This is a genomic window from Colwellia asteriadis, from assembly GCF_039523295.1.
GTDB lineage: Bacteria > Pseudomonadota > Gammaproteobacteria > Enterobacterales > Alteromonadaceae > Colwellia > Colwellia asteriadis.
In genome coordinates this window covers 411490-425996 of record NZ_BAAAFA010000001.1, presented here as the reverse complement: position 1 = coordinate 425996, position 14507 = coordinate 411490, and the positions used below count along the sequence as shown (strand labels likewise).

At 37.9% G+C, this 14507-nt stretch carries 12 protein-coding genes and 1 CRISPR repeat array (1 of these 13 running past the window's edge); all 12 genes read left to right on the top strand.

Going from position 1 to position 14507, the window contains the following annotated elements:
- The first annotated feature begins 24 nt into the window (after positions 1–24).
- The 12 genes from groL (at position 25) to cas6f (ending at position 12935) form a co-directional block, all read left to right on the top strand.
- Positions 25–1677, top strand: a complete 1653-nt coding sequence (gene groL / locus ABD005_RS01735; protein ID WP_215980274.1) for a chaperonin GroEL — start codon at positions 25–27, stop codon at positions 1675–1677.
- Positions 1678–1999: 322 nt separating this feature from the next.
- Positions 2000–2287 (top strand): type II toxin-antitoxin system ParD family antitoxin, encoded by a 288-nt coding sequence (locus ABD005_RS01730; RefSeq protein WP_343814261.1) that lies wholly within the window; start codon positions 2000–2002, stop codon positions 2285–2287.
- A complete protein-coding gene (locus ABD005_RS01725; RefSeq protein ID WP_343814258.1) occupies positions 2274–2564 on the top strand; it encodes a type II toxin-antitoxin system RelE/ParE family toxin in 291 nt (96 codons plus the stop codon). The genes ABD005_RS01730 and ABD005_RS01725 overlap by 14 nt, the downstream gene beginning before the upstream one ends.
- Positions 2565–2819: 255 nt before the next feature.
- Positions 2820–3665, top strand: a complete 846-nt coding sequence (locus ABD005_RS01720) for a BrxR family transcriptional regulator (RefSeq protein WP_343814255.1) — start codon at positions 2820–2822, stop codon at positions 3663–3665.
- Positions 3666–3765: 100 nt separating this feature from the next.
- On the top strand, positions 3766–3972 hold the full coding sequence (locus ABD005_RS01715) for a hypothetical protein (protein ID WP_343814251.1): 207 nt from the start codon (positions 3766–3768) through the stop codon (positions 3970–3972).
- Between the two features lie 39 nt (positions 3973–4011).
- Positions 4012–4986, top strand: coding sequence for a type I-F CRISPR-associated endonuclease Cas1f (gene cas1f / locus ABD005_RS01710; protein WP_343814248.1), 975 nt, complete (start codon positions 4012–4014; stop codon positions 4984–4986).
- A complete protein-coding gene (locus tag ABD005_RS01705) occupies positions 4986–5327 on the top strand; it encodes a hypothetical protein (protein ID WP_343814246.1) in 342 nt (113 codons plus the stop codon). Before cas1f ends, ABD005_RS01705 begins: the two co-directional genes overlap by 1 nt.
- On the top strand, positions 5324–8659 hold the full coding sequence (gene cas3f / locus ABD005_RS01700) for a type I-F CRISPR-associated helicase Cas3f (RefSeq protein WP_343814243.1): 3336 nt from the start codon (positions 5324–5326) through the stop codon (positions 8657–8659). Before ABD005_RS01705 ends, cas3f begins: the two co-directional genes overlap by 4 nt.
- Positions 8652–10169: a type I-F CRISPR-associated protein Csy1 gene (csy1, locus tag ABD005_RS01695; protein WP_343814240.1), complete on the top strand. Its 1518-nt coding sequence runs from the start codon at positions 8652–8654 to the stop codon at positions 10167–10169. Before cas3f ends, csy1 begins: the two co-directional genes overlap by 8 nt.
- Positions 10166–11227 carry a type I-F CRISPR-associated protein Csy2 gene (gene csy2, locus ABD005_RS01690; protein ID WP_343814237.1) on the top strand — a complete coding sequence of 354 codons (1062 nt, stop codon included), beginning with the start codon at positions 10166–10168 and terminating at the stop codon, positions 11225–11227. Before csy1 ends, csy2 begins: the two co-directional genes overlap by 4 nt.
- A gap of 11 nt (positions 11228–11238) precedes the next feature.
- On the top strand, positions 11239–12261 hold the full coding sequence (csy3, locus tag ABD005_RS01685; protein WP_343814234.1) for a type I-F CRISPR-associated protein Csy3: 1023 nt from the start codon (positions 11239–11241) through the stop codon (positions 12259–12261).
- A gap of 11 nt (positions 12262–12272) precedes the next feature.
- On the top strand, positions 12273–12935 hold the full coding sequence (gene cas6f / locus ABD005_RS01680; RefSeq protein ID WP_343814231.1) for a type I-F CRISPR-associated endoribonuclease Cas6/Csy4: 663 nt from the start codon (positions 12273–12275) through the stop codon (positions 12933–12935).
- 128 nt (positions 12936–13063) lie between these two features.
- A CRISPR array of direct repeats spans positions 13064–14507; the repeat unit is 28 nt; unit sequence GTTCACTGCCACGCAGGCAGCTTAGAAA; it runs 1944 nt beyond the window's last position.

Below are 14507 nucleotides of genomic sequence, written 5' to 3'. Positions count from 1 at the left end.
AACAAAATTATAGGAATAAATAACATGGCTGCAAAAGACGTATTATTTGGAAATGACGCACGCGTAAAAATGCTTAAAGGCGTAAACATTTTAGCTGACGCGGTAAAAGTAACATTAGGTCCTAAAGGTCGTAATGTTGTTTTAGATAAATCATTTGGTGGTCCAGCGATCACTAAAGATGGCGTAACCGTTGCGAAAGAAATTGAGCTTGAAGACAAGTTTGAAAACATGGGCGCACAAATGGTTAAAGAAGTTGCGTCAAAAGCAAATGATGAAGCAGGTGACGGTACAACTACTGCCACTGTTTTAGCACAAGCAATTGTTAACGAAGGCTTAAAATCTATTGCTGCGGGTATGAACCCAATGGATCTTAAACGTGGTATCGACCAAGCGGTTATTGCTGCAGTTGCCGCATTAAAAGAAGCGTCTACGCCAGTAACTGACAACAAAGCGATTGAGCAAGTTGGTACTATTTCAGCAAACTCTGATGAAACTGTTGGTAAAATCATTGCAACAGCAATGGACCGAGTAGGTACCGAAGGTGTAATTACTGTTGAAGAAGGCCAAGCATTGACTGACGAGTTAGACGTTGTAGAAGGCATGCAGTTCGACCGTGGTTACTTATCTCCATACTTCATTAACAACCAAGAAAGTGGCACAGTAGAATTAGAAAACCCATTCATTTTATTGGTTGATAAAAAAGTAGCCAACATTCGTGAATTATTAACTACCCTAGAAGCGGTTGCTAAAGCCGGTAAACCACTCTTAATTATTGCAGAAGATGTTGAAGGCGAAGCCTTAGCAACATTGGTTGTAAACAACATGCGCGGTATTGTGAAAGTGGCAGCGGTTAAAGCACCTGGTTTTGGTGACCGTCGTAAAGCAATGCTTCAAGATGTTGCTACATTAACAGCTGGTACTGTTATTTCTGAAGAAATCGGTATGGAGCTAGAAAAAGCAACATTAGAAGACTTAGGTCAAGCTAAGCGCGTAATTATCTCTAAAGATAACACCACAATTATTGATGGCTTAGGCGAAGATGCCGACATTAAAGCACGTGTTGCTCAAATTCGTGGTCAAATTGAAGAGTCTTCTTCTGATTACGACAAAGAAAAACTACAAGAACGTTTAGCTAAATTAGCTGGCGGTGTTGCGGTAATTAAAATTGGCGCGGCTACTGAAATTGCCATGAAAGAGAAAAAAGACCGTGTTGAAGATGCATTACATGCAACGCGCGCAGCGGTTGAAGAAGGTGTTGTTGCTGGTGGTGGTGTTGCCTTAATACGCGCAGCTGACGCAATTAAAGCACTACAAGGTGCAAATGAAGATCAAACACACGGTATTAATGTTGCCATTCGTGCAATGGAAGCACCGCTTCGTCAAATCGTAACTAACTGTGGTGATGAATCTTCAGTTGTATTAAACGAAGTACGCAACGGCGGCACAGGTAACTATGGTTACAACGCTGGCAACAGTACATACGGCGATATGATTGAAATGGGTATTTTAGATCCAACTAAAGTAACTCGTTCAGCATTACAATTTGCAGCATCAGTTGCAGGGTTAATGTTAACAACTGAAGCAATGATTACTGATGCACCAGTAAAAGACGCACCAGCAATGCCTGATATGGGCGGTATGGGCGGTGGTATGGGCGGAATGGGCGGTATGATGTAGTAGATTTTAGCCTAAATCGCTTTTCTAGGAAGCCATAACATGTTGATGTTATGGCTTTTTTGTTTCTGTTTTTCAACAAGCGTTATAATTTTAGGGGGTAAAGTGGGGGCGATAATCTCTCCCATATGGTTAGCTCTATAAATAAAAGGGGATAATTCATCTATGGGCAGCATATTGTGGTTTCAGTAGCGTGATCGTATCAATTAATGATGCCAGAAAAGTAGTCAACTGACTTTTACTTTCATCACTCTCTTTTAGTCAAACTTGAATTGGGTGCATACAGTGCGCATAATATGGGTATTGAATGGTTGGAGTGTTAATTATGAATATTACGTTAGGCAAAGAGTTCGAAAGAAGGATCGCAGAAAAAGTCTCTGATGGTTTATATACCTCAGCGAGTGAAGTGATCCGTGATGGGTTGAGATTGTTGTTTGAAAAAGATGTAGCTAAAAATCAACAGCTTGAAATATTACGCGAAGAAGTAGCGAAAGGTTTTGAACAGCTAGCAGTGGGCGAATCGTCAAATCGCAGTGTTATGGATATCTTTGAACAAGCCTCTCTTTCCGTAAATAAACAGTCTGAAAGTAAGGGCGACAATGCCAACCTATAGGCTTTCTTTTTTAGCCGAAGAAGATTTATATAAAATAATCTCTACGACAATGAATTTATGGGGTAATGAGCAAGCAAAAGTGTATGCACAGAATATAGATGCCGCATTAATAAAACTTGCCCAATATCCTGATTTTGGTAGAGAAAGAAATGAAATTTATAAAGACGCTAAAAGCTTTCCCGTAGAAAAACATATAGTGTTTTATCAAGCCAGTGATAACGGTATTGATGTTGCTCGTATTCTTCATCAACGTATGGATCCCTCAAAACATTTTTAATGATTAAAAATAGAGCGGACTTTGGTGGAAATATAATTATGCTTCGGCAGGTTTTTTATGGACTTTTCAACCTGAATTGAGAGTAACATATTTATTTAAAACTGTTTCTTACGTAAACTCTTTTGAAGGAACTTACATTGGTGCCACGGGTGAAGTTATCTCTTAATACTAGATAACATGATATCAATCAATTGTGTTTTTAACTTATTCATGTGATGGTAGCAGATCTAATATGGATATTTATGTAGTAGCACTATGTCAAACGAAATACACCCACGTTTTGCTTTTATTAATAATTTAGTTGGCTGGGAAGGGCAAGTTAATACCACCCATATTGTTTCTAAATTTCAATTGTCAAGACAAGCAGCAAGCAATGTACTTAAACAATATCGCGAGCAATATCCCACTTACTTGCAATATAACACGTCAGAAAAAGCATATATTGCCACAAAGCATTTTGATAATGCTTTTACGTTAGCTGGTACAGCCAATTCATTTTCGCAATACTTAGCGGCAATAGCTTATGCAGATGATGGTGTTAGTCGTCTTCAGCCCAGTACCGTACTCGAAGTTGAAGCACCGCTACGTAATATTAACCCTATTCAAGTCAGACCAATATTAAGAGCAATAAGAGAACAACTGCAAATAGATATTGGCTATATATCCCTTTCAAGCCCTAATTACCTAGATCGTATTATCCAGCCACATGCATTGATATTTGACGGGTTACGCTGGCATGTGCGCGCGTATTGCAATAAAAATAATGACTTTAGAGACTTCACATTATCGCGCTTTAATGGTGAAGCCGCTTTTGAAGGGAAAGCAACTCATTTTGCCGCAGATGATGAAAAGTGGAACACTATAGTTGATGTGGTGATTGAAGCTGACCCAAGGTTCAATCCAGAGCAAAAGCACATTATAGAACAAGACTTTCAAATGACTCATGGGCAAAAAGTAATACCTACTAGGGCAGCACTCGTAAATTATTTATTGCGACGATTACATATAGATAGTTACAAAAACACCCCAGAAGAACAGCAAATAGTACTTACTCGTGCAAGCCGACAAGCAATAACGCCTTATTTACCGAAACCTGCCTAGTTTCTTTACATGTTAAAAAACACAGGATTGAGCTACCTAATATTTAGGGCTAACTTAGCCAGTAACAATACATAACGGTTGGACTAATAAGGGAAAACTCATGTTGGATATAGTGCTTGTTACTTCAATTATTGTACTTGCTTTGTTTCTTATAATTTTTTTAGTTTTTTTTATCAAAGCGCTGTGTTGTAACGATACATCCAAATACTTAATGGTACTGATGGGCTCAAGCGTATTACTAAATCACCAAGGTGCTGCTAGCGATGAAATTAAAGGTAACACTAAAGGTGACAGCCACGACTGTTAATAATAAACACCAGTGTTAGTAGGTAAAAAAGGACTTGGAATGAAAGATTTATCACCATCAGATTTGAAAAGCATACTGCACTCTAAACGTGCCAACATCTTCTATTTAGAATATTGCCGGGTAATGCAAAAAGATGGCCGCGTGCTTTACTTGACTGAAAGTAGTAAAGAGAATCTTTATTTTAATATTCCTATCGCCAATACTACCGTTATTCTATTAGGAAACGGCACATCAATAACCCAAGCCGCTATGCGAATGTTAGCCCAAGCAGGTGTATTAGTTGGGTTCAGCGGCGGAGGAGCAACGCCACTTTATATGGGGTGTGAAATTGAATGGATGACACCGCAAAGTGAATATCGCCCAACTGAATATTTACATGGGTGGATGCAGTTTTGGTTTGATGATGAAAAGCGTTTAGCAGCAGCTAAAGTGTTTCAGCAAGCACGTATCAACTTTTTACAAAAAGTGTGGCAAAAAGACCGAGACTTAAAAAATGAAGGCTTTGATTTTAATAATGAGCGCATACAAAACGCGTTAACTACTTTTCATAGCCGAACCGATGCGGCAAATAAACAATCTGAGTTACTGCTTACCGAAGCGCAGTTAACCAAAGCGCTTTATAAATTTGCTGCCAATAGCACCAATACTGAAAACTTTACCCGACAACACCAAAGTACCGACTTAGCTAATGATTTTTTAAATCATGGCAACTACTTAGCTTATGGCCTTGCCGCCAGTTGCTTATGGGTGTTAGGCATACCCCATGGCTTTGCCGTTATGCACGGAAAAACCAGACGTGGCGCTTTAGTGTTTGATGTTGCAGATTTAATAAAAGACGCACTAGTACTGCCTTGGGCATTTATATGTGCCAAAGAAAACGCCACCGAGCAAGAGTTTCGTCAACAAATATTACAAGCCTTTACCGACCACAAAGCGCTCGACTTCATGTTTGATGCCGTTAAGCAAGTCGCCTTACAAGAATACACAGCGGAAGAAACAGAGGCGCAACCTTAATGACTAGTTATTGCGCCCCAAACTATCAATTTTTCACTACTGCTGCACACAACATAAGCGTAAGTTGCATGTGGCTTGGTAAGCTTAAGCGCCAGAACAAATTGCACCCTCTGCAAGCCGCATTGTTGCTTCATTCTAATATTAACAATAAGCAAGCGGCAGGTGACATTTGGTTAATGGCAAACAACGCCAAAATAGCAACCAATGAAAAAGTCATCTTTACTTTGCAAGTAATTGATCCCACTTGGCTCCTAGCACCAAGTGATACTAGCTATTTGCACGCTTTTATTGGTTTAACTTTACAAGGTGAATTGAAAGAGTACGGAGCAGCAGCATTATGATGGTAACTTTTGTTTCTCAATGCGAAAAAAATGCCTTAAAGAAAACTCGCCGTGTACTCGATGCCTTCGCCAACCGCATTGGCGACAACACATGGCAAACTTTAATAACCGAAGACGGCCTATTAACCGTTAAAAAAATGCTGCGCCAAACCGCCAGTAAAAGCACCGCCGTCAGTTGCCACTGGATCAGAAGTCGTTCACGTAGCCAGTTTTTGTGGGTGGTTGGGAATAAAAGTAAATTTAATAGTGAAGGTATAGTGCCAGTTAATAGTACGAAGAAAGAATTATTAGTAGAAACATCATTTTTCAATTCTGTTGATCAAATTGCATTATTTTCTAGTATTGCTGGTTTATTCCATGATGTAGGGAAGGCAAATGCACTTTTCCAAAATAAACTTAACCCAGAGTTAACAGGTAAGTTTTATGAGCCATATCGTCATGAGTGGGTATCACTAAGAATATTTCAGGCGTTTGTTGATGATAAAACAGACAAAGAATGGTTACAGGCTTTAGTTGGTGTTGATAACAGCTCTGAAAAATATGTTTTAAAAAAGCTAACATCACTCAGAGATGGTATTGATGAAAATATTATTAATCCCTTTATGTCATTTCCTCCTATAGCTAAAGTAATTGCTTGGCTGATTGTATCGCACCATAAATTACCCCAATTTCCTAAAGATGGTGATAATCCACCGTCGTTAGAGAATATTAATAAATGGTTGAATCAAAGCTTTGAAGCTTGTTGGAATTCACCACAATGTTTAACTGATGACTGGCAAAAAAAAGACATCGAGCAAAACTGGATATTCCCACACGGTACACCATTTTCTAGTGTTCATTGGCAAACACAAGTGAGTATTTTAGCGAAGAGAGCTTTGCATTGTGAAGGTTTCTTTCAACGGAGCTGGTTAGAACAGAACTTTACAGCCCACATTGCACGTTTCTCTTTAATGTTGTCGGATCATTATTATTCTTCACAACCAGAAACTACGCCACAATGGCAAGATAGAAATTATAAAGCTTATGCAAATACAGATAAAAACTCGCACGGTAAATCTTACTTAAAGCAAAAACTTGATGAACATAATATTGCAGTGGGCTTAAATGCGTATGAACTTGCAAAGTCTTTACCTTATTTAAAAGCTGATTTACCTACCTTAAAAGTAAATAAAGCGTTAACAACGAAAGTTCCTAGTAATTTCCAAGCCGATTACGGATGGCAAGATACAGCCTATAATTTAGCGAAATCAATCAAAGATGAAGCTAAAAACTATGGTTTCTTTGGCATCTGTCAATCATCAACAGGAAAAGGAAAAACACTAGGGAATACGCGAATCATGTATGGACTTGCTGATGAAGGAAATTGTCGGTTTAGTATTGCACTTGGCCTAAGAACATTAACACTGCAAACAGCAGATGCGCTTAAAGGTAAACTAAACTTTGGCAATGATGAACTTGCTTTGCTTATTGGTTCACAGGCCGTGAAGGATTTACACCAACAATCAAAAGTCCCTGAGGTTAGTGTCCAGCAAAACCAAGGTAGTGAATCTGCAGAATCATTATTAAAAGATGAAATTGCGCTAATTGAAAATTTACCTGAGTATATAGGCGAGTGTGCTAAATGGTTTAAACATGACCCTAAAATACTAAAACTTATTCAAGCACCTGTATTAGTTAGCACGATAGATTACTTGATGCCAGCTAACGAGGGGATCCGCGGTGGACGTCAAATAGCTCCTATGCTTAGGTTACTTACATCTGACTTAGTGCTTGATGAACCTGATGATTTTGGTCTAGATGATTTACCAGCGTTATGCCGTTTAGTTAATTGGGCAGGTATGCTCGGCAGTCGAGTGCTTTTATCAACGGCGACAATATCACCATCACTAGCGAGTGCATTATTTTCTGCTTATCAAGCAGGTCGTAAACACTATACGCAAGTTAATGGTGAGCTTGGTGAAACCACAAAAGTTTGTTGTGCATGGTTTGATGAGTTTAAAAAGCCTAAATCAGCACTCATAGCTAATACCGATGCTTATGAAAAAGAGCATGCTAATTTTATTGAAAAACGCATTAGTAATTTAGGGAAAAATAATGTGGCGTTAAGGAAAGGTAAAATCATTCCTGTTGTTAAAAATAATGAACAAAGACCCAGTGAAAATATAGCGGAAGTTATTCATACATCTATCCAAACTTTACATAAGCAACACTGCATTTCTGTATTAGATAAAAAAGTATCTATCGGATTAGTACGTATGGCAAATATTGATCCATTGGTGCATATTTCTAAAATATTATTAGAAGAAAATGCGCCTGAAGATACGATTATTCATTACTGTGTTTACCATAGTCAGTTTCCATTATTACAACGCTCAAAAATTGAAAACCAGTTAGATACTGCATTATCGCGACATAACCAAGAAGAATGGTTACAACGTTCAGGTATTACAGAACAGGTAAAACAGTATAAAGAAACACACCATATTTTTGTTGTTTTAGCTACAGCAGTAGCTGAAGTGGGTCGTGATCATGATTATGATTGGGCGATAGTTGAGCCAAGCTCTATGCGTTCAATTATTCAGTTAGCTGGGCGTGTTCAGCGCCATCGTAAACAAGAACCTACCACTGAAAATATTCATGTTCTATCTAAAAACTTTAAGGGTATAAAAGGGCTTGATGTACGCTTCGAAAAGCCAGGATTTGAAACTAAAAAATTAAGTTATTTTTCTGCGGAGCTAAGTGATCTTGTTCCAATGAATGAATTTGATGAAATTAATGCTGTTTCCAGAATTAAAGCGCCAAAGTCACTCACACTAACAAGTGAAGCTTCACCGCGTTTTAAATCATTTAATGAATTAGAGCATTTATCACAGACTATTCGACTTAGAGGAAGTAAAAACGACAGAAATTATGCCGCACAATGGTGGGATAACAACGTCACATGGTGTGGAGAGTTGCAGCGTTTACAGCCATTTAGGCAGTCAGCCCCAAATGATGAATATAACCAGATGTTTAGTCGTACGGGCAAAGTTATTTGGCAAAAAAAAATAGCGAAAACATCGCCTGTTGAATATGAAAATACGTCAGACATAGCAACTGAAAGTGAAAATATTAAGTTTGGCATAGGTAATTATATATGGGGAGATTTTAACCTTAAAGAAAGCGTTGAAAGTTTAGCTACTCGAAGTGGTGAAAGTGAAGAACTGGTATTAAAGAAATTTACGAATCTATCACTTCGTCAATTTAATAAAGACTCAGCTGAACAGTGGCAATGCCATCCTTCGCTTGGTTTATACAAAATATTGAAAAAGGATGCTTATAAAAATGATTAATGAAAAAATATCGAAGGCATTATCCGATGAGATTATTAAATATATTGATAATCGTCGAGATGTTAAAGAAGAAGGTTTTTTAAAGGATAAGCCGAAAAAAAATAAACAAGGGACAATATCCAATGGTGCAATTATTGCGAGATTATTAGCTGTTATAAAAAAGGTAACTAATCATGTTGATGAAGTTAGCAGCATAGAAAAAGCAAAAAAAAATAAAACCCAAACAAATTTAGAATTTCAAAGAAGCCGATATGAGCAATTATTGTCTTTAGTAGATGCAACCAGTGTTGATAATAATTTAGTTGATATAAAAAATGAATATCATCAATTTCTAGAGACTAATCGAGAGTTTTTTAACACAGTGACTTGGCTTACTAATTATTCTGTGAAAGCTAAAGATATAAGTTTCGCAACCCATGTTGGGAAACTAACTCATTCTAGCAGTAAAAGTTCTAGTATTCTCGATGTGTCGGATGAAAAAAAAGAAGACTACCTTACAACTAATACTTTGCATAATATTGAAATTGATACAGCCTCTTCAAATGCGGCTTCATTACCTATTGCAGATATATTAAAAATAACAGTCGATGGTATTAGTGTTCTTGATTGTTTAAAAAAGAATGATAAATCATTATTCGAAAATTTAACTGACAATGAGGTTTTAATAAATGAGTGGTGTGAACAATTAAAACAAGCTTATGATAGTTCAGAAAAGCAAAGCTATTTCCTTTCTAAACAAACTTACTTTCCCGTAGAAAGTAAGCAGTATCACCTGCTATTACCCTTAACTTCATCCTCCTTGGTTCACGCATTACACCTTGAACATAAAAAATATTGGGACGAAGAACAAGAAAAGGTTAGATCGCAGAGATATAGTAAAAAATACATGCCGAAAATGTCATGTTCCTATCCAAATAAAGCTTATATTCATGTTACAGGCTCTAATCACTCCAATGCTTCCTCATTAAATGGCAAGCGTGGGGGGCGAATTTCATTATTGCCAGCTATGCCACCGCAATGGCAATCAACTATTCCTTCCTATATTAATAAAACCGATGTTTTTGATCGAACATTGAGTTTTGTTTTAAAAGTAGAAATGAACGACTTAAAAAAATATTTACTACTGATAAAAAATAAATCACTCAGTATAAGTGAGCCTAAACGCAATGCGACAGTAATAAATAAACTACGGGCAATATCGGGTAATTTCTTTAATTATATAGAACAGATTAATTTACACACAAGCATGAAAAATTGGACAGTTGAAACGCAGCTACCGATCGAGCAACAGCTTTTATTTGAATACTTCCGTGACGATGATAAGGCAATCACCGTAAAACAAAATAAGCAATGGATGGAAGTACTTAGCAAAAGTTACGGCCGGTGGTTAAATAATCAGCTTAAAGACAAAGATAAGTTGCCCTTAACCCTTATTCACGAAGCAGTATGGGCAGATGCATTTTTAATTGAGTTGAGAGAGTTTGTTGCTACACAGGAGGTAACATTATGAGCCAATACTTAGTACTCAGTCATATTCAAATACAAAATGCTAATTCAATTGCAGGGTTAACGTGGGGCTTTCCCGCTATAACTCAGTTTTTAGGTTTTACTCATGCTTTAAATAGAAAAATATCAAAACAGTATGATGGTGAGTATGACTTCGAATTAACTGGTTGTGGAGTGATATCTCATACTGTTCAAAATAAAGTATATCAACCTAAACAATTCTCTGATTTTGAGTTCATCCAAAGTAAAACCCCCCCTGTTTTGGCTAAACATAAAAATGCATCGCCTCCGATCATTGAAGAGGGAAAAATGAATTTGACTGTTAGTTTGATTATTGAAATAGATAAATCAGCAATGCTAACCATAGAAAAGATTAAAGAGTTTGAACAAAAAGTTGAAGCGCTATGTTATCGAATGCGTATTGCTGGTGGAACAATTTTAAACATTAATAAAATTAAGCTCTTAGCCGCGAGTACTGAAAAGCAGCATGCTGACATGGTTAGGAAAATAAAAAACTTAACTATGGCTGGTTTTGTTTTATTAGATCGTAGTGAATATTTGCAACAACATTACAAAACCCTAGTAAGCCGTCATAAAGTAAATACCAATGTGAACAACGAACCACAACTGTTAGATGCATGGTTAGATTTTTCTGCTCTTAAATATCAAGCAATTCCCAAAGTAACTAAAGACCAAGTTGTACCAGATGAAAATACTGATGCTGATTGGAAGTATGTTGCTAAACCTAATTCTGGTTATTTGGTTCCTATTATGACGGGGTATAAAGCGATCAGTGAACTGTATGAACCTAAGCAAGTGAAGAATACACGTGATGATTTAACCCATTCACGTTTTGTCGAAGTAGTTCATTCTGTCGGTGAATGGAAAAGTATGCACAACACTCAAAAAGTTGCTGACATTATTTGGCGTTATAGACACGACGGACAATGGTATTTATGTGAACAAAATAATAACCCCGAGTCCGTTGATTTATATACAAACGAAAGCGAATTAGAACAAGCACAAACACTTAATTTAAATGAAGCACTTAACCTCTTTTAAGGATAAATAACATGACCACTTTTACAAAAATGCCTGCAGTGATCGCTTTTGATCGAAAATTAGAACCTTCCGATGCGTTAATGTATTCAGGGAACTGGGAAAATATAGCCACTGCTAATTCATGGCGCGAAATTGAACTTTTTGATAGGCATAACCGCGCAGTTAAAAGTAACTTTAAACCTGAAGTTCTTAATGATGAGGTTGAGTTACAAAAGCAAATTGCCGAAGCAAACCTTGCTTGGGGAGATGACGCCGCATTAAGCCATGAACACGATACATTAAAATTAAGTTTTACTTTACGTGTTGTAAGCGGTTTAAGTCGTCCATCAGTATGTAACGATGTGGAATTTGAAGCTGCATATAAAGAAAAAATTCATGGCTATGTTCAATCTAATATAGGTAATTTGGCTAGTCGTTACGCATATAATATTGCAAACGGTCGTTTTTTATGGCGTAACCGTGTTGGTGCTCAAGAAATCAAAATTGTAGTGAATCACGCAAGTTTAAGCGAACCATTAGTATTTGATGCTTATGATTATTCATTAAAGAATACGACATCTGGAAATGCTGAATTAGTCAAATTAACAGAATTGATCAAATCAGGATTTGAAAGTGACACACCTGTTTTATTGTCTATTCAAGCATTTTCAAAGCTTGGTAATGGGCAACGTATTTGGCCTTCACAAGAGATGATACTGAACTCTCCGAAAGGTGAGAAAAGCCGACATTTATTTTCATTAAACGTGAATGGCAAAGATGTAGCAGCAATGCACTGTGAAAAAATAGGCAATGCATTGCGTACCATTGATGATTGGTACCCTAGCTTTGATGAAACACAAATCCCTATAGCTATCGAAGCCTATGGTTCCGTTACACAAAGAGGTATTGCTTATCGTTCAACAAAAAATGATTTTAAAACATTGTTGTTAAAATGGTTGAATTCAGTTAGTAACGATGCGCTTGAACAAAATGAACAGGACTTTGTTGTCGCCATGCTGATTCGTGGAGGTGTGTTTGGTGAAGGTGAAAGTTAAGGGAGGAATACATGAAATATTATCTCGATATTACCTTACTGCCAGAAGCTGACATTACCCTCGGTTTCCTCTGGCAAAAGGTTTACCAACAAGTGCATATTGCCTTAGTTGAAAACAAAATTGCTGAAAACCAATCAGCAATTGCGGTGAGTTTTCCTCGCTATAGTGCTGAAAAAAATAGCGAGCAGAAATTTCCGATCGGCAATCAATTAAGATTGCTGGCAAATGAAGAATCGCAACTGACTCAACTTAACATTTCAAAATGGTTAAATCGTTTAGAAGACTACGTGCATATTAAGTCAGTTAAACCAGTGCCCGATAATGCTACTCACGTTGTTTTTGTTCGCCAACAAGTTAAAGGTGAAGCGCGGATAGAAAAAGATATGCTAAGTAAAGCTCAGCGTTGGGCTGAAAAGTCAGGTCAACCGCTTGATACTTGTTTGGCAGAGCTTGAAAAAAGTAAACCTAAAGCAGATAGAAATGAAACTAAATCGCCCTTTATTTGGTTAGAAAGCCAAGAAACTAAACAACGTGATGCAGCTAACAGTAGAAAGTTTCCACTATTTATCAAAAAGGTAGAAATTGGGAAAAAACAAACAGGCATATTTAATTGTTATGGTTTAAGTGTAAACCACAGCAATAAAGAAAAACTGGCAACTATTCCTCAGTTTTAACCTTTATTTTTGCTCTTTAAAAATTAGAAACTAAAACAATAAGTTACAACAGCACTAAAAAATTAGGTAAAAATAGATAATTTTACTTAATCACCTGTTGTAACTTATTTTTTGCTTGATATTCTATTGTTCACTGCCACGCAGGCAGCTTAGAAACCTGTGAGTCAGTTATGCTTGTTTTACTTTCAGTTCACTGCCACGCAGGCAGCTTAGAAATAAAGCGTACAACATACCTTGGCTATTATTCTGTTCACTGCCACGCAGGCAGCTTAGAAAGATACGTGGCTGATATATATGAATAGTAAAGGGTTCACTGCCACGCAGGCAGCTTAGAAATCGCAACCATCGCGCAAAGTGTATTTATAACCGTTCACTGCCACGCAGGCAGCTTAGAAACTATTGATATCCAGTAATTGATTATTGATATTGTTCACTGCCACGCAGGCAGCTTAGAAAATCAAATGGCAGATTAAGGCATATAGGTGATAGTTCACTGCCACGCAGGCAGCTTAGAAATGAGCGCGAAGAGCAACCAACTCCAAGTGAAAGTTCACTGCCACGCAGGCAGCTTAGAAAGTTTGCAAGAATTACGTTAGTGCCGCCAATTAGTTCACTGCCACGCAGGCAGCTTAGAAATACTTGTGAAGCTGTGCGTAATCTGTCTTTACGTTCACTGCCACGCAGGCAGCTTAGAAAATCGACCGTTGAGCCAGTTGCATCAATGCGGAGTTCACTGCCACGCAGGCAGCTTAGAAAACGATATTATTATGCACAAGGCGCTAATGTATGTTCACTGCCACGCAGGCAGCTTAGAAAAACTGGTGACATGGTTTACTCAGTTAAACAGGGTTCACTGCCACGCAGGCAGCTTAGAAAACACAAAAACGATTCGAGCAAGTCGGGAATAAGTTCACTGCCACGCAGGCAGCTTAGAAATTTAAAATAAAAAGCCCCTATTAAGGGGCTTAGTTCACTGCCACGCAGGCAGCTTAGAAAGTCTGGTGATATGGTTTACTCAGTTAAAGAGGGTTCACTGCCACGCAGGCAGCTTAGAAATATAAAATACCGAGAACGCCGCAAAACTTTAAGTTCACTGCCACGCAGGCAGCTTAGAAAATTACTAGCGAAGCAGGCGAGCATACTGGGGAGTTCACTGCCACGCAGGCAGCTTAGAAAGCAAAAGTTTAACCTAACGATAAACAGCACGCGTTCACTGCCACGCAGGCAGCTTAGAAATATTTTAATAGACTTAGATGTGGCCGTAACAAGTTCACTGCCACGCAGGCAGCTTAGAAATTTTCGCGCAGATAGACAAAACCCTAATCAGTGTTCACTGCCACGCAGGCAGCTTAGAAATATCTCTGATATGTTTCCTATAATCTCACCTAGTTCACTGCCACGCAGGCAGCTTAGAAAGACTATTTGATTTTGGCACCGGCCACACTGGCGTTCACTGCCACGCAGGCAGCTTAGAAATATAACATGTAGGCCGGTACCACTGTGTGAAAGTTCACTGCCACGCAGGCAGCTTAGAAAGTCCCATGATGGAATGTTTTCCCATGCAACAGGTTC